Origin of the sequence: Gordonia oleivorans, from assembly GCF_040044975.1 — a bacterium.
GTDB lineage: Bacteria > Actinomycetota > Actinomycetes > Mycobacteriales > Mycobacteriaceae > Gordonia > Gordonia oleivorans.
In genome coordinates, this window is sequence record NZ_JBDZDI010000022.1 from 43,739 (window position 1) to 62,442 (window position 18,704).

Annotated in this window: 19 protein-coding genes; 13 read left to right on the forward strand and 6 right to left on the reverse strand. The window is 66.1% G+C overall.

The window, feature by feature from the left end; genetic code table 11:
• The first annotated feature begins 105 nt into the window (after positions 1 to 105).
• The 3 genes from ABLE92_RS22065 to ABLE92_RS22075 all read left to right on the forward strand — a co-directional run bounded on the left by ABLE92_RS22065 (position 106) and on the right by ABLE92_RS22075 (position 3,942).
• Positions 106 to 771, forward strand: coding sequence for a TetR family transcriptional regulator (locus tag ABLE92_RS22065; protein ID WP_348806970.1), 666 nt, complete (start codon positions 106 to 108; stop codon positions 769 to 771).
• Positions 772 to 840: 69 nt separating this feature from the next.
• Entirely contained in the window at positions 841 to 1,917 is a 1,077-nt protein-coding gene (locus ABLE92_RS22070; protein WP_348806943.1) for a hypothetical protein, read from the forward strand.
• A gap of 336 nt (positions 1,918 to 2,253) precedes the next feature.
• On the forward strand, positions 2,254 to 3,942 hold the full coding sequence (locus tag ABLE92_RS22075) for a plasmid pRiA4b ORF-3 family protein (protein ID WP_348806944.1): 1,689 nt from the start codon (positions 2,254 to 2,256) through the stop codon (positions 3,940 to 3,942).
• Positions 3,943 to 4,096: 154 nt separating this feature from the next.
• Here ABLE92_RS22075 and ABLE92_RS22080 read toward each other — a convergent pair whose 3' ends face one another.
• A complete protein-coding gene (locus tag ABLE92_RS22080) occupies positions 4,097 to 5,194 on the reverse strand; it encodes an inositol-3-phosphate synthase (protein ID WP_348806945.1) in 1,098 nt (365 codons plus the stop codon).
• Positions 5,187 to 5,915, reverse strand: a complete 729-nt coding sequence (locus ABLE92_RS22085; RefSeq protein ID WP_348806946.1) for a PadR family transcriptional regulator — start codon at positions 5,913 to 5,915, stop codon at positions 5,187 to 5,189. Before ABLE92_RS22085 ends, ABLE92_RS22080 begins: the two co-directional genes overlap by 8 nt.
• 176 nt (positions 5,916 to 6,091) lie before the next feature.
• On the opposite strand from ABLE92_RS22085, the gene ABLE92_RS22090 reads away from it, so the two are divergent.
• The 6 genes from ABLE92_RS22090 (at position 6,092) to ABLE92_RS22115 (ending at position 13,161) form a co-directional block, all read left to right on the forward strand.
• Positions 6,092 to 6,481, forward strand: coding sequence for a DUF5318 family protein (locus ABLE92_RS22090; protein ID WP_348806947.1), 390 nt, complete (start codon positions 6,092 to 6,094; stop codon positions 6,479 to 6,481).
• A 192-nt stretch (positions 6,482 to 6,673) separates the two neighbouring features.
• Positions 6,674 to 9,010 (forward strand): transglycosylase domain-containing protein, encoded by a 2,337-nt coding sequence (locus tag ABLE92_RS22095; RefSeq protein ID WP_348806948.1) that lies wholly within the window; start codon positions 6,674 to 6,676, stop codon positions 9,008 to 9,010.
• Positions 8,901 to 10,655 (forward strand): glycosyltransferase family 87 protein, encoded by a 1,755-nt coding sequence (locus tag ABLE92_RS22100; RefSeq protein ID WP_348806971.1) that lies wholly within the window; start codon positions 8,901 to 8,903, stop codon positions 10,653 to 10,655. Before ABLE92_RS22095 ends, ABLE92_RS22100 begins: the two co-directional genes overlap by 110 nt.
• Positions 10,656 to 10,738: 83 nt before the next feature.
• Entirely contained in the window at positions 10,739 to 11,464 is a 726-nt protein-coding gene (locus tag ABLE92_RS22105) for a hypothetical protein (RefSeq protein ID WP_348806949.1), read from the forward strand.
• 107 nt (positions 11,465 to 11,571) lie between these two features.
• Complete coding sequence (locus ABLE92_RS22110; protein WP_348806950.1) at positions 11,572 to 12,519, forward strand: 8-oxoguanine DNA glycosylase OGG fold protein; 948 nt, start codon at positions 11,572 to 11,574, stop codon at positions 12,517 to 12,519.
• 69 nt (positions 12,520 to 12,588) lie between these two features.
• On the forward strand, positions 12,589 to 13,161 hold the full coding sequence (locus ABLE92_RS22115) for a hypothetical protein (protein WP_348806951.1): 573 nt from the start codon (positions 12,589 to 12,591) through the stop codon (positions 13,159 to 13,161).
• 12 nt (positions 13,162 to 13,173) lie between these two features.
• Here the strand turns inward: ABLE92_RS22115 and ABLE92_RS22120 are convergent, their stop codons facing one another.
• The 3 genes from ABLE92_RS22120 to ABLE92_RS22130 form a co-directional block, all read right to left on the reverse strand.
• Positions 13,174 to 13,749 (reverse strand): GNAT family N-acetyltransferase, encoded by a 576-nt coding sequence (locus ABLE92_RS22120; protein ID WP_348806952.1) that lies wholly within the window; start codon positions 13,747 to 13,749, stop codon positions 13,174 to 13,176.
• A 10-nt stretch (positions 13,750 to 13,759) separates the two neighbouring features.
• Entirely contained in the window at positions 13,760 to 15,268 is a 1,509-nt protein-coding gene (locus tag ABLE92_RS22125; RefSeq protein ID WP_348806953.1) for a hypothetical protein, read from the reverse strand.
• A gap of 94 nt (positions 15,269 to 15,362) precedes the next feature.
• Positions 15,363 to 15,755 (reverse strand): VOC family protein, encoded by a 393-nt coding sequence (locus ABLE92_RS22130; protein ID WP_348806954.1) that lies wholly within the window; start codon positions 15,753 to 15,755, stop codon positions 15,363 to 15,365.
• A gap of 226 nt (positions 15,756 to 15,981) precedes the next feature.
• On the opposite strand from ABLE92_RS22130, the gene rpsF reads away from it, so the two are divergent.
• The 4 genes from rpsF to rplI all read left to right on the forward strand — a co-directional run bounded on the left by rpsF (position 15,982) and on the right by rplI (position 17,695).
• Entirely contained in the window at positions 15,982 to 16,263 is a 282-nt protein-coding gene (gene rpsF, locus ABLE92_RS22135) for a 30S ribosomal protein S6 (RefSeq protein ID WP_348806955.1), read from the forward strand.
• Between the two features lie 144 nt (positions 16,264 to 16,407).
• Complete coding sequence (locus ABLE92_RS22140) at positions 16,408 to 16,932, forward strand: single-stranded DNA-binding protein (RefSeq protein ID WP_348806956.1); 525 nt, start codon at positions 16,408 to 16,410, stop codon at positions 16,930 to 16,932.
• 28 nt (positions 16,933 to 16,960) lie between these two features.
• Complete coding sequence (gene rpsR, locus ABLE92_RS22145) at positions 16,961 to 17,221, forward strand: 30S ribosomal protein S18 (RefSeq protein ID WP_348806957.1); 261 nt, start codon at positions 16,961 to 16,963, stop codon at positions 17,219 to 17,221.
• A 21-nt stretch (positions 17,222 to 17,242) separates the two neighbouring features.
• The gene (gene rplI, locus ABLE92_RS22150; protein ID WP_348806958.1) at positions 17,243 to 17,695 is read left to right on the forward strand and encodes a 50S ribosomal protein L9; all 453 of its coding nucleotides are present in this window, start codon (positions 17,243 to 17,245) and stop codon (positions 17,693 to 17,695) included.
• A 250-nt stretch (positions 17,696 to 17,945) separates the two neighbouring features.
• Here rplI and ABLE92_RS22155 read toward each other — a convergent pair whose 3' ends face one another.
• A complete protein-coding gene (locus tag ABLE92_RS22155) occupies positions 17,946 to 18,599 on the reverse strand; it encodes a hypothetical protein (protein ID WP_348806959.1) in 654 nt (217 codons plus the stop codon).
• Positions 18,600 to 18,704 lie beyond the last annotated feature (105 nt).

Here is an 18,704-nt window from a genome sequence, read left to right on the forward strand (position 1 = left end):
CGCGCGGTATTAATAATTACGTCCAAGTATTACACTCTCGAACGGCGGTAGCAATGGGCGATCGCAGAACGGAGGCGCACGGTGGGCGACGACGCGTCACCGCGCATGCCCGGTAGACCCCCCGGCCCCTCGCTGAAGGGGGCGGCCACCAGGCAACACATCATCGACACCGCGGCCGGGATATTCGCTGTTCGTACCTACGACCGTGCGCGAATGAGCGAGATTGTCGCTGCGACGGGTATGACCAAGGGCGCGGTGTACTTCCACTTCGAGAGCAAGGAGGCACTCGCGGTCGCAGTACTGGAATCCAAACACGAAGCGTGGATCACCGCGGTGGACAACAGCATTCGTACGATTGCCCCGGGTTCTGCCAGACTTGCCGCTCTGCTTCCGGCAATTGTCGATGTGCACCGTCGAGATCCCGATACCTGGTCGGTCTCCAAGTTGACCCGCAATCTCACGGAACTGGATTCCACCCATCGACGTGCGGCGGAACTGACGAATCGTTGGATCGATCTGGTGGCCACAGTGATTCGCGAGGCACAGCAGATCGGAGCGGTCTCACCGAACGTCGATCCGGCTATTGCCGCAACGGTATTCGTGGGAGCCTTCGACGGTGTGAAGGCGATCCACGACACCGTGTCCGTGGACGATGACGGCCCATTCACCGAAGCTGCGAGTTTTCTGAACGAGGCTCTGCTTCACTACATCGCCGGGCCGGAGCAGTGTTCGGTTGATCCACCGGCTTCCTCCGCCGACGTGGTCGATTGAGACGGAACGAGCAGTCGACGACCGCGGCTCCGTGCACGCCGTGGTCAGATCCCGCTACCGTCGAACACCATGCCGGACGATTCGACCGCAGACCGCACACGCTTCGACGACCTGCTCGCCGCACATGCACAGTGGGTGAAGGTCACCATTCCCGAGTTCGACGCCGATCGCACCGACCAGGTGACGCGACTCCTGCGGATCGCCTTCCGGGCGGCCGCCACGGCACATCCCGGCTTCGATCCGACCGCGTGGACGCATGCCGACGCCGATCTCCTGGTCGAGCTCGAGCGCGCCATGCAGGTCGAGTCACTTGCGACCACAGAGTTCGGTGGGGAGCTCGGCGTGGGACTCCACACGATGCTGGTGTTCCTCGGCGACCACGAGCAGTGGACGGGCACCACCGAATCGATGGCGTATGCGCGGGAGGCGCTGGATCGCACCATCACTGACCGCCTGCCCGAGGTCATCGAGGAAGAGAGGCGGGTCTACCTCGCCGTCGAACCCATGCGCAGCCTGCTGGAATTGCTTCGGTGGATCGGCAAGGGCCGCGACACCGACCCGCAGGGGCGATTCGCCGTCGAGAGGGAAGATCTCGACGCGCATCTGCCGATGCCCGACTCGCTCACCGGCGAACTCTGGCGATTCGCGCTACGCCGCGATCTGATCAGCACCGGAGGCGGAAAGGTGCATCGCGGTGCGGCGGCGTCGACGTGGCGGGGTGATCGACCGCCGATCGGCGACATCCGCGAGGCGATGGCGGACTGGATCGCCTATCGCCTCGACTCGAACAGTGCGGCGCTCTTTCCGAAAGAGGAAGAGCAGCTGCGCGATCTCGTCCACCAAGCGCTGGGCCCCAACCCGCCCGACGTCGCGCACTTCGAATCGCGACTCGAGGAGTTCGATCCTGACGAGTTGCCGGAGGACGACCCCGACTTCTACGCCGACCCCAACCGGGTCCGGGCCGCCCTCGACGAGTTCGTGGCCGAAGGGTGGATCCGCTTCGAGGGCGGGAAATGGTTTGTGCCCGAAGAGTTTTACATCCGTGTGCGCGCGGGGCTGAAAGAGCTCGATCACATGCAGTATCGGCGTCGTGAGGAACGCCGTGAGCGCAAACGCCGCGGCCGAGGTCGCGGTCGGCGGTGGTGAGCGCGCCACTCATCGGTGTTCACCCGACCGACGTTCGGTCAAGCCGAAACGTCGGGAGCGTGGGAACGCACGTTCTCGATTTCAGTTCTCTTCGTGGGGACTTTGACCGAATCGGGCGAGAGCTCACTTGTCGATCATCGTCAGGCACATCGCGAATGAGAACATCGCCCATCATCCATACCTCCCGGCCGCTCTCAAGGCTATCTCGACGGTGCAGAACGACAACGCGAACCCGTCACCGCCATCGCGCGCAGTGAGCTCCGCAGGATTCGCCCCCGCAATGCACCCGATGATCACCGTCGTCAACGGTCCCATCAGGCACTACGATGTTCCCCGATGGGTTCCAAGGACAAAGGTAATCGCGGTGCCAAGCGGACCGAGAAGTCCCGCAGGCGGGGCAACCGCCGCGCCGGCAACGTCATACCGATCCGACGCGACAGCGCGAACGTGGAGAGGCTGCTCCCCGCGTTCGATGAGTGGCTCGACGAGACCGGGCAGGACGACGACGCCGAGCGTGAGGGGCTGGTCCTCTCCGCGTTCGCGGTGGTCCGGGCGCTGGAGGGCACCGGCCCCGCATTCTCGATGACCAGCTGGGTTCTCGACGACGTCGACCGCGCCTATTCCTTTGCCGAATACATGGACGAGCAGGATGACGGCCCGTCGGCGGTGCACCTGATCCTGGCAGCACGGATGTTCGTCGACTTCCTGGTACAGACATCGCGCTGGACCGGCACGCCGGTCTCCGCCGACATCGTGCTCGACGCCCTCGACGGCTGGATCGAAGACCACACCGGGATGGGGCACCCCGACATCCCGGAGGTGGACGCCGTAGACGAGTACGCGGCTCTGACGGCCACCCGCACCATCGGCCACCTCGATGTGCTGCTCGAATGGATCGGGACGGAGAAACCCACCACGGCGAACCGGTGGCTCAAGCCGGCGCTGCTTCCCGACCTCGTCCGCGATCTCGACATGGGGTTCGGCAGTGCCGTCACGTCGATGAGCCAGGATCCTCTACTCTCCGAATTGTGGGAGCTGGCACAGGCTCTCGGCCTCATCGAGGTGAACACGGTGCGCGTTCGTCCGGGGCACGCTGCGCAGTTGTGGCGCAGCTCAAATGGACTCGATCTTCGGAGAGCAGCTCTGGCGGCGCACGTCGCCCACACCCTCGCCGGCACCTCGAGCGACCCTGCCGCCGCGATGATCGTGTCGCGGGTGATCTACCAGGGGATGACGCCGATCCGGTTCCCGAAGGACTCCTTCGACGGCGAACCGGCCGAACCGATCATGCGCACTGCCACCGCCATCGCGCGTCTTCGCCTCCACGACATCGTCGACGATGGGTGGCTCACCCTCGACGCCCAGGGCTGCTACATCGTTCCCCCGGAATTGAGACCGGCTGTGTCGCAAGGATTTCCCGATGAGTGGAATCCGGATCTGATGCCCGAGGCCGGCATGCTCACATTGCGTGTGGATATGCCCGACATCGATCCGCCGGTGTGGCGTCGGGTCCGGGTCGCGTCGATGGTCGGTCTCGCGGACATGCACCAGATCCTTCAGGTGGTGATGGGATGGCAGGACCACCACCTACACCAGTTCACCTCACCGTGCGAGGGGCACGTCCATCGGTACATGCCCGGTGAGGCACTCGAGCGGGGCTACGACGTGGCCCCGGGCACCGAGTCCGAGGACGACATGTCCATCGGCGACCTCCTCGGTGAACCCGGCGCGGAACTGTTCTACGAGTACGACTTCGGCGACGGCTGGGAGGTACGCATCGTCGTCGAATCGATCGATCCGGAAACCGATGAGGATCCCATCGCGGCGGTCCTCGACGGCTCCGGCACAGCGCCTTTCGAGGATTCCGGTGGTCCGCCGGGGTGGGCCGATCTCGTCGCCGCGATCAACGATCCGGCATATCGGCGCCACGAGGAGCTCCGCAACTGGGCCGGGTTGCCGCCCGGGGTGAGCTTCGATCCGACGGCCTTCGACGTGGTGGGAGTCAATCGCGCACTTCGGGTGTGAGGGCCCGGCCACTCGCACATCCCGGTCGATGATCACCCGGCCGCTGCGCACAATGCCGACCGATCCACGCCCCGAAACGACCGTCGCCCGCGAGTGAGAACTCACTCGCGGGCGACAATCATGTTCGCGGACAACCGAATTGGCTGTCAGTTCGTCAGGCGTCGGCTCCGATGATGAACGCCTCGAGCTGCTGACGCGCGATGTCGTCGGCGATCTGCTCCGGCGGGCTCTTCATCAGGTAGGCCGAGGCCGGCAGGATCGGGCCACCGAGGCCGCGGTCCTTGGCGATCTTGGCCGCACGCACGGCGTCGATGATGATGCCGGCCGAGTTGGGGGAGTCCCACACCTCGAGCTTGTACTCCAGATTCAGCGGAACGTCACCGAAGGCGCGACCCTCGAGGCGGACGTAGGCCCACTTGCGGTCGTCGAGCCACTCGACGTGATCCGACGGTCCGATGTGGACGTTCTTGTCCTCGACCTTGCCGGCGAGCGAGCCGGTCAGGTTGGAGGTGACGGCCTGGGTCTTGGAGACCTTCTTGGACTCCAGACGCTCACGCTCGAGCATGTTCTTGAAGTCCATGTTGCCGCCGACGTTGAGCTGGTAGGTGCGGTCGAGGGCGACGCCGCGATCCTCGAACAGCTTGGCCATCACGCGGTGGGTGATGGTCGCGCCGACCTGGCTCTTGATGTCGTCGCCGACGATCGGCACACCGGCCGCACGGAACTTCTCGGCCCACTCGGGGTCGGAGGCGATGAACACCGGCAGGGCGTTGACGAAGGCGACCTTCGCGTCGATGGCGCACTGGGCGTAGAACTTGTCGGCCTGATCCGAACCCACCGGGAGGTAGCTGACCAGGACGTCGACCTCGGCGTCCTTGAGGATCTGCACGACGTCGACACCGTCGCCGTCGGCCTCGGTGATGGTCTCGCGGTAGTACTTGCCCAGGCCGTCGAGGGTGTGGCCGCGCTGCACGGTGACGCCGGTCGGCGGCACGTCGGCGATCTTGATGGTGTTGTTCTCGCTGGCGAAGATCGCGTCGGACAGGTCGAAGCCGACCTTCTTGGCGTCGACGTCGAACGCGGCGACGAACTCCACGTCACGCACGTGGTAGGGGCCGAACGTGACGTGCATCAGACCGGGAACGGTCGAGTTCTCGTCGGCATCCTTGTAGTACTGCACGCCCTGGACCAGGGATGAAGCGCAGTTTCCTACGCCCACAATGGCCACGCGCACCTTATTGGGCTCACCCATGGTCGGGTTCTCCTCTTTCTTGTCGGGTCGCAGCGCTGGGCTGTGACACGGGGGTTCGGCCGAGCTGGTCACGCTCGGTTTCTTCCTGACCCTGCGCACCGGTCGTCGACGACGCGGCGTGCGGGAAATCTGTGGGGGTGGCCGACTCGCTCGGCTGCGATTCGGCGGGGTTCGGCTGTACCTCGGCGGCCCGCGGCTGAGCCTCAGAGGCTTCCGCGGCGATCAGCTCGTTGAGCCAGCGCACCTCGCGTTCGCTGGATTCGAGGCTGAGTTCGTGCATCTGCCGGGTGTAGCGGTCGGAGCTGCCGGTGGCGCGTCCGACGAGTTCGCGCAGTCCCTCGCGGCGTTCCTCGACCTGCCGGCGACGGCCCTCGAGGATGCGCATCCGCGCCACCGCCGGGGTGCGGCTGAAGAACGCCAGGTGCACGCCGAAGCCGTCGTCGGTGTAGTTCTGCGGCCCGGTGTCGGCGACGAGCTCGTTGAACCGGACTCGGCCGGCGTCGGTGAGCTGATAGACGCGGCGTCCGCGACGCACCTTGGCCCCCGACGGGGCGCTGGCCTCGTCGATCAGGCCGTCGGCCTGCATGCGACGCAGCGTCGGGTACAGCGAGCCGTAGGAGAACGCGCGAAACGCACCGAGCAGCCCGGTGAGACGTTTGCGCAGCTCGTAGCCGTGCATCGGGGATTCGATGAGGAGACCGAGGATCGCCAGTTCGAGCACCGACGCCTCCCTTCGCTCCGTGTATCGCCGACACTGATGCAACAACACCTCGTGCCGATGCATTTCCCAATGTATCGCACCGATATAAAAAGTGTCGAGTTGGTGCACAGCGGGTGGACGGCAGGCCGAGACGGTCACGCCAACGTCGTCCGGGTGGACCACGTACCCTGGTTCACGTGCAACGCCAGATCGTCGACTACGCCCTGCAGCGGCGAGCGCGGCTGTCCGCGGTGCACTCCGGGCGGGTCGCGGTGTCCGAGGTCTGCGACGCCGGCCCGTATCTGCTGCGGGCCGCCAAGTTCCACGGGCGTACCACCCCGACGCTGTGCCCGATCTGCCGCAAAGAACAGGTGACGTTGGTCTCCTGGGTGTTCGGCGAACGGCTGGGCCAGGTCTCGGGATCGGCCCGCTCGGCCGAGGAGATCGCCCGCCTCGATGCCAGCGCCGAAGAGTTCTCCGTGCACGTCGTCGAGGTGTGCCGCACCTGCAGCTGGAACCATCTGGTCCAGTCCTACGTTGCCGGTCTGCCCCCGCGCTCTCAGCGTCGTCGCAGGGTCGCCAAGTAATACTTGTCGCCGACGAACCCAGTATCTTCGTCGGCGATGCGCCATGTCGTGCGCCGGTGACGCTGCCGTGCGCCGGTGACGCTTTTGGCAGGGCAGTGGAGATGAGTCAGAGTGGACAGCGGTGAAAATGCCGACAAGTAGTGTGAGGAACGTCGAGCCGATGATGGACGCGGTTCAGTGGGAGGACCTGCGATGAGCGAGTCACGCGAGACGACGACGTCGCGACGCACCCGCCCCGACAAGACGGGCGACACGACCCGCTCCCGTCAGCGGATCGTCGCCTGGGTGGTCGGCGCGATCGGCCTGATCGTGCCGACGATCGCCCTGGTCGCCGTGATCGGCTTCCTCATCGCCTACGCGACGGCGACAGTGCCCAGCCCCGGTGACATCAAGCAGAACCAGGTGGCGACCATCGTCAACGCCAAGGGCAAAGAGATCGCCAGGATCGTGCCGCCGGAGGGCAACCGCACCGATGTCGGCATCAACGACATCCCGAAGTCCCTGCAAGAAGCGGTGATCGCCGCCGAGGACCGCGAGTTCCGCACCAACGACGGCTTCTCCGTCCGGGGCCTCTCCCGCGCCGTGTGGGGTCGCGTCACCGACAACGATCTCGCCGGCGGCGGATCGACCATCACCCAGCAGTACGTCAAGAACGCGCTGGTCGGTGACGAACACAGTTACGAACGCAAGCTGCGTGAGCTGGTGATCGCCACCAAGATGTCGAGCGAGTGGTCCAAGGACGACATCATGGCCGCCTACCTCAACACCATCTACTTCGGTCGCGGTGCCTACGGTGTGGCCGCGGCATCACAGGCCTACTTCCGCAAGGACGTCAAGAACCTCACCCCCGCCGAATCGGCCGTGCTGGCCGCGGCGATCCGCTCACCCTCGTACTACGACCCGGCGGTGAACGAGGACGCGGCGGTGGGCCGCTGGAACTACGTCCTCGACGGGATGGTGCAGACCGGTGCGCTGACCCAGGCCGACCGTGCCGCGATGGTGTATCCGAAGGTGCCCGCGCCGCCGACGGCCACCGGCGAGACCACCGGACCCAACGGCCTGATCAAACGCCAGGTGCTCGCCGAACTCGCCGACCTCGGGATCTCCGAGCAGCAGGTGAGTACCGAAGGACTCAAGATCACCACGACGATCGACCCGCAGGTGCAGAACGCCGCCGTGCAGGCGGCGTGCCGGGCGAACGCGATCTACCCGTGTGAGAACGGCGTCCTCAACGGCGAGCCCAAACAGATCCGCAGTGCCGTGGTGTCGATCGACCCGAAGACCGGCGGGGTCCTGGGCTACTACGGCGGCGACGACGCCCAGGGCTGGGACTACGCGCAGGCCGGTCTGCAGACCGGATCGTCGTTCAAGGTGTTCGCACTGGTCGCGGCTCTCGAACAGGGTGTTCCGCTGTCCAAGGTGTACTCGAGTGCCCCGTATTCGATCCCGAACACCGACATCACCGTCGAGAACTCCGACGGTGAGAGCTGCGGATCGTGCAACCTCGCGACCGCGATGAAGATGTCGCTGAACACCGTCTACTACCGCCTGATGATGGATCTCGATCACAAGGCGCAGGACGTCGCAGACGCCGCGCACGCCGCCGGTGTGGCCGAATCCTTCGGCGACACGGCCAAGACCCTGCAGGAGGCCAACGGCAGCGTCGAGGGTGGTGTGGTGCTCGGGCAGTATCCGTCGCGTGTCATCGACATGGCCTCGGCGTACGCCACCCTGGCCGCGTCGGGCATCTACCGCGCGCCGCACTTCGTGCAGAAGGTCGAGACCTCCAGCGGTGAGGTGCTCTACGAGCGTCAGCCCGATGCCGGAAAGCGGGTGTTCCCGGCCAAGGTCGCCGACAACGTGACCGCGGCACTCGAACCGATCGCGGCCTACTCCAACGGCAACTCGCTCTACGACGACGAGCTCGGCTCGCGTCCGTCGGCGGCCAAGACCGGTACCGCGCAGCTCGGCGACACCGGCCAGAACAAGGACGCCTGGATGGTCGGCTACACCCCGCAGCTGTCCACCGCGGTGTGGGTCGGTACCGACCGCGGCACCGCGCTGGTGAACTACGGCGGCGCGTCGGTGTACGGCAGCGGTCTGCCCGCGCAGATCTGGAAGAAGACGATGGACAACGCCCTCTCCGGCGACCCCATCGAACAGTTCCCGGAGCCGGCCGCCGTCGGTGGTCAGGCGGGTGTCCCCTATGAGCCGCCGCCGACGACGTACAACACCGAGTATCCGACGACGCGTGCGCAGCAGCCGTCGATCCCGCGCCTTCCCGGCGCCGGTCAGGACGGCAATCTGACGGTTGCACCCGGCATCACCATCCCGGTACCCGGCGGTGGCGGTGGCACCAACAACGGCGGTGGCGGCACCGGCAATGGTGGTGGCACCGGTAACGGTGGCGGTACCGGCAATGGTGGTGGCACCGGAAACGGTGGTGAGACCGGCGGCGGAGATACGGGCGGTACCGGCGGCGGCGGTGACTTCGACAACGGAGGAGCGGTCCCTGAGTCCGGCGGCTGACGCGGATTCGCGCCGGCCCGATGACGCCGACGGCGGCCCGGACGAGAGTCCGGCACCGCTCGCCGAGGACCTCCGGGTCGACACCAGGCGGCTGATCCCGAGCCATCAGGATCCCGTCGTCGCCGAGGCGTCCCGAGTGGTCGGCGGACCGCTCGGCGTGCACGCCGCGGTGGGGCGCAGCCGCAACTGGACGCCCATCCGCGTGCTGTTCCTGCTCGCCCTGTGCACGCTCGCGTTGGGCTGGTTCGGCAAGGCCGGCTGCCTGCAGCAGAAGCAGGTGGTGAACCCGGCGCCCGGCGCGGCGACGTTCACCCTCGACCACGACGATCAGCGGCTGTTCACCGACCTCTGCTACTCCGATGTGCTGCAGCTCTTTCCGGCCGAGCAGCTCGACGACGTCACGACTTTCCCGTACCGCACGTCGTGGACCGAACCGGAGAACGGCGTCGAGACCACCCGGTACATGGAGTACCCGGTGCTCACCGGGATGTACATGTACGGCGTCTCCCGCATCGCGCTGCGGTGGTCGCAGGCCATGGACAGCTGGGGGATTCCCGGAGCCCTGCCCGCGGTGCTGTACTTCGACCTGGCCGCACTGGGGTTGGCGCTGTTCTGGCTGGTGACGATCTGGGCGACCGCGTTGACCGCACGAGCGCGCATCTGGGCGGCCTGGGTCGCCGCCGTCTCACCGCTGGTGATCGTGCACGCCTTCACCAACTTCGACGCCATCGCCACCGCGTTCCTCGCCGTCGCGATCCTCTGCTGGGCGCGCCGGAAACCGTGGCTGGCAGGCCTATTCATCGGTCTGGGGGCCGCGGCCAAGTTCTATCCGGTGCTCGCCCTGGTGGTGTTGTTCGTGCTGTGCCTGCGCACCGGGAAGCTCCGCGACTTCGGTGCCGCCGCGCTGGCTGCGCTGGCCGCGTGGCTGGCGGTCAATCTGCCGATCCTCCTGCGGTATCCGCAGGGCTGGTACGAATTCTTCCGGCTCAACTCCGACCGCAATGCCGACTCCGACACGCTGCTGCGGCTGGCGGCCAAGGCGGTCGGGGTGCGCTGGAATGTCGATGTCCTCAACGTCGTCTCGTTGGGGTTGATGATCGTGGTCATCATCGGTATCGCGGTGGTGGCGCTGACCGCGCCGACCCGCCCGCGGGTCGCGCAGCTGTTGTTCCTGATCGTGGCGGGCTTCCTCCTCGTCAACAAGGTGTGGAGTCCGCAGTACTCGCTGTGGCTGGTTCCCCTTGCGGTGCTGGCCATCCCGCACACCCGGCTGCTGCTGGCATGGATGACCGTCGACGCACTCGTCTGGATTCCGCGGATGTCGCTGTTCATCGACCCGTCGCGAAAGTGGTTGCCGCAGGAATGGTTCACCACGATCATCATCATCCGGGCACTGTTCGTGATCGCCCTGTGCGCCATCGTCCTCTGGCAGATCTACCGCCCGGAGAACGACCTGATGCGTCGCGACAACGAGGGCAACGACCTCGATGACCCGGCCGGCGGCGTCCTCGACGGCGCGCCGGATCATCGTGTGTTCACCCGGCCCCGGCACGACGACGACGCCGACGCTGAACTGCCCGCGATGACCGGAAGCGGTGGACCATCGTGGGGCCCGGCGCCAGACACCGACCCGCACCGACGTTGACAGCTCTCTCTCCCACGTTGACAGCGCTGTATGTCACTGACGGCGCTTTCCCGACGCCGACGGCGATCGGGTACAACACAGACATGGACGATGCCGGGGCGACCGGCCGCATGACGGGGGTGCGGCCCGCGGTGGCGTACGCCGGTGTCGTGGCGTTCGCTGTCGGTGCCGTGATCCTGGTGTCGCTGTCGGTTGCGGTCGCGTTCATCCCGACGGCGACCGTGGCACATGCGTTCGGATTCCTGCTCTTCGGACTCGCGTTGGGAATCTTCGTACTGGCCATCGTGGCCCGAATGGGTCGGGGACATCACCTTTTTCGCACCGTCCCTGTGCGCGCGACGAGTTTTCGACGCAACAACTGGCCCATCGTCGAGCGCGGGTTCTACGTCGCCTTCTGCACGCTGATGGTTGTGGCCGTCTGGTGTCTGGCCGTTGACGCGAGTGATCGGACCATTGCCCTCGCCGGTAGCCTCGTCGCCGGCGGTGGCGCGGTCGCCGGTGCCGTGGCCGCCTACCGGGCCTGGAGGTCCGATGCCCGCATCGTCCTGAGTACCGAGGGCGTTCAGTGGGTGGACATGAACGGACGCGATCACCTCATTCCCGCCGAGGTGATCGGGTCCTCGAGGTTCGAATTGCTCCGCAACGGCATGCTTCATATCGAGGTCGGTGCACCGGGATCGTCGTCGACCGAGGGAAAGCGGTTGTGTCTGCTCGACTTCGGACCCGACCTTCCGACCCTCGCCTCGGCGCTCGAGGATCACCTGGTGCAGCACGGTGGACAACTGGTGCGCGTCAACCGTTTCCGCTGACGCCGCAGACGACGACGCCGCCGACCACGACGAGGCCCCGACGCACTCGCTCCACACCCACTGAGATTCGATGGAACCGTGGAGCCTGCTTCTGCGTCCAACCCACCATGACGCATACAACCCTTCCCGTTCCCGCCGACCTCACCGCATGGCTCGCCGAGGCCGATCGCACCGCGCAGCTTCTCGCCGACAAGGTCTACATCGACCGACATTGGTGGACAGCCGAACTCGTCGAACGCAACTTCCCCGACGTCATCTGTGGCGACTGGGTCGGCCGAGAGGACCTGTTTCGCCTCGGTGCCGCCGCGGTGAACTCCCCCGACGACGCCATCGCGTTGCTGTGGAACACCATCGCGTTCTGCGTCGGGCGCAAGACCACTGACACCAAGAAGCGCATCACGGCCGTCAGCGTCGACCGGCAACGATTGGGTGCACTGCTGCAGACCGCGGCGATCTGCGGCCGCGAGGATCCGGCCGCCGCGTACGAGATGCTGCGACCATCCCAGGGCGGCAACAAGATTGACCGCTTCGGGCCCGCGGGATTCACCTGGTACCTCTACTTCGCGGGTGCCGGTGAGGTGACGCATCCGAGTCAGCCGCTCGAGGCGCCGATCGCCCGTGCCCTGAAACGTGCGGGATGGCACGACCTCCACGCAACCACCTGGACCCCACAGGAGTACGCCGACTACTGCGCACTCGTCGGTCGATGGCGCGACGAAACCGACGCGGACCGCAACGACGTCATCGTGCGCGGTCTGGTGTCGACCGCACCACCGACCGGATGGGACCACCCGTGGCAGAACTTCGAACGCGACTCCTGGCCTCGCGACGGCTGGGTTCCGGGACCTCTCAACTCCGCGGAACTGCGTCGAATCTTCCACTGGCTCGGCATGTTCGCGACTCTCTATCCGATGTCGCCGGTGGCGCAGGACTTCTCGCGACTCGGCCGCAAGATCTCGACGTCCCTGCACGGCGATGTGGGTGCCCCGCCGTATCCGCGCGGCGACGACGAGGGGCCCGCACGGTATCGCGATCAGTGCTACCCCGACTACTGACGAGGTTCGGTCCAGCGTGTCGTCGCCGATCCGCACGTGTGGACCACATGAGTCGCGCAGAATGTGGCCATGACCGCGAAACAAACCGGAGTGCGGTCGTCGCACGAGGGCTCCACGCAGTCGGGTTTCACGCAGGCGGGGTCGCCGCGTCGACGCCGACTGGGATTCGTCGTCGGCCTGACGCTCGGGGCGGCCGTCGTGCTCGTCGTCGTGGGGTCGGTCTGGGTGGTGGTGACACACCGCGATCAGGGTGACGCCGGCCCGTCCGATGCCGACTACGTCGCCTTCGCCCGGACGTTTGCGGTCGACGTCGCGACGGTCACCGGCGGTGATGTGTCTCAGCCGCGGGCCGCGCTGACCCGTACGTGCGAGGGGTCGCCGGCGCGCGGTCAGCTCCAGGCGAACATCACCGACACCGAGAACGCCATCACGAACTCACCCAACCTGACGACGAAGCCGGTGGGCACGCCGGAGGCGACCATCGACACCGCACGCCGAACCGACACGGAGGTGCCGCTGGATCTGACGATGACGGTGGCGATCTCCGACTACGTCGGTGAACCGACGACGACCACTCGCGAGTTCCTGATCACCTTGCGACCGGGAACCACTCCCTGCGTGTGGAATGTCGCCGGCGTCTGACTGCGCACAACGTCAAAGTCGCGCGCGCAAAGCCTCTTTCGCCGCCGGCCAATCGTCGTCGATCATCGCGTACTGAGCGGTGGTGCGCCATCCGTCGCCGAAGCGCCGATGCTTGCGCAGCAACCCCTCGAATGTCGCACCGAGTTTGGTGATCGCCGCCCGGGACTGGGTGTTGTTCTCGTGGGTGTGCCACACCAGTCGCACGGCCCCGCAGCGCTCGAAGGCGTGCGACATCAGCAGGTACTTGGCGGTCGGGTTCACGGCGGTTCCCTGCACTCGTTCGCTGTAGAAGGTGTACCCGATGGCGCAGGCCAGGTTGGGGGAGTCGATGTCGTAGAAGCTGGTGGATCCGACGAGCGTGCCGTCGGAGTTGTCGATGACGGCGTAGGCGACGCGACGTTCCGGGTTGGCGTCCGCGGCGGTGATCCACTCGCGGGCGGCGTCGACGCCGGTGGGGATGCCCGGTGACCAGCGGAATCGGCCCGGGTCACCCACCACCCGTGCCAGTGCGGGGGCGTCGTCGACGGTGAAGGGACGCAACGTCACCCGATCGCCGACGAGCGCGTCGGTGCCCAACCAGCCACTCATACAACCACTCTCATGCGTCTTCCCGGATGTGGTCGCCGGGTCCGACGTCGTCGGGTTCGGGTGGATCGTACGGCGCCGGAACCCGGCGGCGACCGATCGAGGCGAGCGGTTCACGCATACCGGCATGAACGAACGCCCAGATGAGATACACCAGCAGGACGGCATGCACCCACACCCCGACGTTGACGCCGGCCATCACCCACCACTTCATCGGCTCACCCGACACGTAGATGCCGAAGAGCCGGAAGATGGTGGTGTCGAGGATGAAGTCGGCGATCAGATACAGCACGATGACCGGCCACCGGACCCGCAGGAGCACGAAGAAGGGGAGAATCCACAGCGTGTACTGCGGCGAGTGCACCTTGTGGAACACCATGAAACCGGCGAGCATCGCGGCACTGACACCGATCCACGGGTACACCCCGGTCCGGTGGCGCAGCCGCCACCCCAAATAGACCGCCACCACAAAGGAACTCAGGATCAGGATCGGTGAGAGCACACCGACCAGCGAGTTGTAGGTGTCGGTCTGGCCGCCGGTCAGGTGGCGCAGTCCCCAGTACCAGATGGAATTGGTGTCGAGGTCGGCGCGACGTTTGCCCTGGAAGGTGGTGGCGGCGCGCCAGCCCTCGTAACCGAGCAGCATGAACGGCAACTGGATGAGGATGACGGTGATCGCGGCGGCGGCGGCCACCCAGGCCGCCCCGACCCAGTCCAGCGGTCCACGCGTTGGCGTCGACGCGTCCTCGTCGGATCGGCCGGAGCCATCGGGGTCGTCGGAGCGCGTGAATCCGCCGCGCGTCAGCACATACAGCGCGAGCGGTAGCACGAAGAACCCGGGATAGAGCTTCAGGCAGAATCCGACGGCGAGGACCACTGCGGCGAGAATCGCGCTGGTGCGCAGCGTCATTCGTCGTCGTCCGGTGACCGGATGGATGCTCGCGCCCCATGCCATCACGGCCACCGCACCCACTGCGGTTGCCACCACGGGCAGTTCCCAATTGTGGAAGGCGTAGAGCACCAGGGGCGGAGTGAGCGCCCACCACAACACATTCCAGCGGGTCAGCACCGCGAGCATCGCCGTGATGAGCAGTCCGAAGGGGGCGATCAGCACCACCGAGTGTCGGAAGAACTCGAGGTCGGTGTGTGCGCCGATGGCGCCGAGCCACATGAACAGGCCGGAGAGCACCGGGTATTCGACGGCCCCGCCGAAAAGTTGTCCATCGGCGCCGATGCCGCCGTGGATATAGGGGAAGACGTGGTTGTTGATGTCACGCCCGATCCACAGGTACATCAGGTCCGAGTAACAGGGGACCACGGCGTCGGGGTCGCCGACGGGCCAGCGGTGACTGCGGCCGTCCGGGAAGAACGGCGGACCACCGCACGCGGCCTTGACTTTGTAGCTCCAGAACATCAGCAGCAGAGTGGTCAGCAGTGACACCGTCAGGATCAATGCCAGATCCCCGCGACGAGACAACGTGACGCGCCCGTAGCGGAACGTCGTGCTCAGGCGGTCGGACATGGGCTACAGGGTAGGGGACGCGGCGCGGCGTCCCGAGCCACGGTCGGCAACGGTGATCGGCGTCACCATCGCCCACCGGGGCGTCACGGAGCCGTCACTGCGCAGGCGCCGCGGGCGTGGCGACGGGGGTGAAGAAGTTGACCAGATTACCGTCGGGGTCGCGGAACAGCAGCGAACGATTACCCCACGGCATGGTCGTCGGCTCGTTCACGAAATGGTCGACGACCTGCGTCAATGTCGGGTAGAGGGCGTCGACGTCGTCGACGTGGAAGTCGAGCATCACCGAACGATTGACGCCGGCCTCGACGACGTTCTCGCCGAGGAGTGGTGCCGTCGACGACGACGCGATCGCGAGGGTTCCGCCCGACGTCACGAACTCGGCGAACAATGGATGCAGACGATTCGCGGCGACTCCGGTGACCTTCTCGTAGAACGCGACGAGGCCCTCGACGTCGTCGGTGATGATGCGGGTTGCGGCGAGATGCATGGATGTCTCCCAGGGACTCGGGTGGTTGCGTGCCGGGCTTACGGTGCCCCCGATCGAGGTCAGCCACGGTCCGCAATGAACCGGCGAGCCTGTTCGCGGTGCGGTGTGGATGACGATTTCGCTGGTCAGGGGTGATGCGTGTATCTTGGAGGGGTTGCCGACGCAGGCGACCCTCCTGCCGTGGACAGTCCGCGGCCGATGAGCCCATAGGAGGTGATGTGGTCACATGCGTCATTACGAATTGATGGTCATCCTCGACCCGAGTCTCGACGAGCGCACCGTTGCTCCGTCTCTGGACACGTTCCTGAACGTGGTCCGCAAGGACGGCGGCAAGGTCGACAACGTCGACATCTGGGGCAAGCGTCGTCTTGCCTACGAGATCGCCAAGCACAGCGAGGGCATCTACGCGGTCATCGACCTCAACGCCGAACCGCAGACCGTGAGCGAGCTCGATCGTCAGCTGAAGCTGAACGAATCGGCGCTGCGCACCAAGGTTCTCCGGAAGTAGTCCACAGACTTCTTTCCGATGTGCCGAGTTAGTCGGTGCCGGACCCTAGGGTGAACACCTGAAGGCAGTCGCGAGCCGATCGCGACGATAAGAGTCCGGTGCATATCGATCAACGAGTGCCCAACCACGACCAAGGGGAGACACATGGCAGGCGACACCGTCATCACCGTTGTAGGCAATCTGACCGCGGATCCGGAATTGCGATTCACGCCCGCGGGAGCAGCGGTGGCCAGTTTCACGGTGGCCTCCACTCCGCGGACCTTCGACCGTCAGAGCAACGAGTGGAAGGACGGCGAAGCGCTGTTCCTGCGTTGCAGCATCTGGCGCGATGCCGCGGAGAATGTCACCGAAAGCCTGACCAAGGGCACCCGGGTCATCGTGCAGGGACGTCTGAAGCAGCGGTCGTATGAGACCCGCGAAGGCGAGAAGCGCACGGTTGTGGAACTCGATGTCGAGGAGATCGGTCCCTCACTGAAGTTCGCCACCGCACGGGTCAATCGGGCCTCACGCGGTGGATCGTCCGGCGGTGGTTTCGGTTCCTCCGGTGGCGGCGCAAGCCGTGGCGGCGGATCGGGATCGTCGGCGCCCGAGGATCCGTGGGGCAGTGCCCCCGCGAGCGGGTCCTCGTTCGGCGGCGGCAGTGCAGCGGACGACGAACCACCTTTCTGAAATTTTTTGACTGGAGCATCACTTACACATGGCTAAAGCAAAAGGCGCCCGGAAGGTGCGCGTCGAAAAGGTCACCAAGACCAAGGCGTGCTCCTTCTGCAAGGACAAGAACACCAACAACATCGACTACAAGGACACCGCGCTGCTGCGTCGCTTCCTGTCCGACCGCGGCAAGATCCGTTCGCGTCGCGTGACCGGAAACTGCGTCCAGCACCAGCGTGACGTCGCGGTGGCCGTGAAGAACTCGCGTGAAGTGGCTCTGCTGCCCTTCACCTCGACCAGCCGATAAGCCGAAGGGAGAGAACACAACATGAAGCTCATCCTGACTGCTGCTGTGGAGAATCTCGGCGAGGCCGGCGATTCCGTCGAGGTCAAGGACGGTTACGGCCGTAACTACCTGCTGCCCCGCGGCCTGGCCATCAAGGCCACCCGTGGCGCCGAGAAGCAGGTTGCCGACATCCGTCGTGTCCAGGCCGCCCGCGAGGTCCGCGGCCTCGAGCACGCCAACGAGATCAAGCAGGCTCTGGAGAACCTGACCGACGTCTCGCTGACCGTGAAGACCCACGACTCGGGCAAGCTGTTCGGTTCGGTCACCGCCGCCGACGTGGCCGGTGCCATCCGCACCGCCGGCGGCCCGGCCGTCGACAAGCGCAACGTGGAACTGCCGAAGGCCCACATCAAGGCCACCGGCACCTACCCGATCGTGGTGAACCTGCACCCCGACGTCACCGCCAGCGTGCAGCTGGCCGTCGTCACCGGCTGATCGGTTCGACGCACACCTGATCACAGCCCGTCACACGCGAAAGTGTGTGGCGGGCTGTGGCGTATCTGCGATCACCCCGGCGGGTCGAATCCCCACCGGTACCTCCGCTGGTTGAGTAGCCCGAGACCGAGTCCTCCGCACGCTGACGCGGGAACGCCCCGTCCGCCTGTCGAGCTTGCGAGCGGTGTATCGAGATCACGTAAGCCGAAAGACGAAACCGCCCAACGCCTTACCGCGAGACCGCAACTGTCTACGGCAACTGATTCGATCCACGCAACCGAGGCGGCAGATACTGCGGCGCCGGATTACCACTGTGGCCCTTGGTATCCCACGCCGGCCAGTAGAACTTGTGCCATCCGGGGGTGAAAATCAGTGCGCGACCACCGGTTCGGCAGGCCACCTCGTCGGCGCGTGGCACGGTACAGGTGACGCCGGCTGCGGTGAGGCTCTGTCCCACCCGCAGCAGCGGCGGGCGGAACCCGCTGTTCGGACCGAACTTGTAGCTCGGGGTGTACAGGAAGCCGGTGCGTACCCACCACGGTCCCTGTTGGTCGGCGGTGATCGCGGCACCGAGCGTCTTGGCATCGGGGGTCGGTGCGGGAGCGGTCGCGGGCGCGCCCTGACAGCCGACGTAGCGCATCTTCGGCCCGATCTGGCAGTTCCACCGGCCGGTGGTGAAGAACGTCCGTCCGTTGTCGCTGTAGGCCAGCGACTGGAACGGCCCGGGATTGACCGGCGTGTAGAGACTCAGGTTGAACTCGGCGGGCAGTGGTGGCGCGGCGTGCGCGGGTGCCGCGGTCAGTGCGGGTCCGCCGACAGCCACCGCGGCAGCGGCAGCGGCAGCGACGACGGCGACCGCGCGCGACAGCCAGCCGAACCTGCGAATCGTGGACACGGCGTTCATTGCACCACAGCGAGCACGTCGCGACGGCGGGTTTCGTCACGTGGGCACCGTGCCGGTCGTGGCATTGGCCACACAAAGGTCTGGTCAACCCGCTCTCACATACTG

Excerpts from the sequence above, each read along its gene's own strand:
- ABLE92_RS22155 (WP_348806959.1), bottom strand. The coding sequence starts at position 18,599 with ATGAACGCCGTGTCCACGATTCGCAGGTTCGGCTGGCTGTCGCGCGCG.
- ABLE92_RS22105 (WP_348806949.1), top strand. The coding sequence starts at position 10,739 with ATGGACGATGCCGGGGCGACCGGCCGCATGACGGGGGTGCGGCCCGCG.
- ABLE92_RS22080 (WP_348806945.1), bottom strand. The coding sequence starts at position 5,194 with ATGGGTGAGCCCAATAAGGTGCGCGTGGCCATTGTGGGCGTAGGAAAC.
- ABLE92_RS22125 (WP_348806953.1), bottom strand. The coding sequence starts at position 15,268 with ATGTCCGACCGCCTGAGCACGACGTTCCGCTACGGGCGCGTCACGTTG.
- rplI (WP_348806958.1), top strand. The coding sequence starts at position 17,243 with ATGAAGCTCATCCTGACTGCTGCTGTGGAGAATCTCGGCGAGGCCGGC.
- ABLE92_RS22110 (WP_348806950.1), top strand. The coding sequence starts at position 11,572 with ATGACGCATACAACCCTTCCCGTTCCCGCCGACCTCACCGCATGGCTC.
- ABLE92_RS22140 (WP_348806956.1), top strand. The coding sequence starts at position 16,408 with ATGGCAGGCGACACCGTCATCACCGTTGTAGGCAATCTGACCGCGGAT.
- ABLE92_RS22095 (WP_348806948.1), top strand. The coding sequence starts at position 6,674 with ATGAGCGAGTCACGCGAGACGACGACGTCGCGACGCACCCGCCCCGAC.
- ABLE92_RS22070 (WP_348806943.1), top strand. The coding sequence starts at position 841 with ATGCCGGACGATTCGACCGCAGACCGCACACGCTTCGACGACCTGCTC.
- ABLE92_RS22120 (WP_348806952.1), bottom strand. The coding sequence starts at position 13,749 with ATGAGTGGCTGGTTGGGCACCGACGCGCTCGTCGGCGATCGGGTGACG.
- ABLE92_RS22075 (WP_348806944.1), top strand. The coding sequence starts at position 2,254 with ATGGGTTCCAAGGACAAAGGTAATCGCGGTGCCAAGCGGACCGAGAAG.
- rpsR (WP_348806957.1), top strand. The coding sequence starts at position 16,961 with ATGGCTAAAGCAAAAGGCGCCCGGAAGGTGCGCGTCGAAAAGGTCACC.
- ABLE92_RS22100 (WP_348806971.1), top strand. The coding sequence starts at position 8,901 with ATGGTGGTGGCACCGGAAACGGTGGTGAGACCGGCGGCGGAGATACGG.
- ABLE92_RS22065 (WP_348806970.1), top strand. The coding sequence starts at position 106 with ATGCCCGGTAGACCCCCCGGCCCCTCGCTGAAGGGGGCGGCCACCAGG.
- rpsF (WP_348806955.1), top strand. The coding sequence starts at position 15,982 with ATGCGTCATTACGAATTGATGGTCATCCTCGACCCGAGTCTCGACGAG.
- ABLE92_RS22115 (WP_348806951.1), top strand. The coding sequence starts at position 12,589 with ATGACCGCGAAACAAACCGGAGTGCGGTCGTCGCACGAGGGCTCCACG.
- ABLE92_RS22130 (WP_348806954.1), bottom strand. The coding sequence starts at position 15,755 with ATGCATCTCGCCGCAACCCGCATCATCACCGACGACGTCGAGGGCCTC.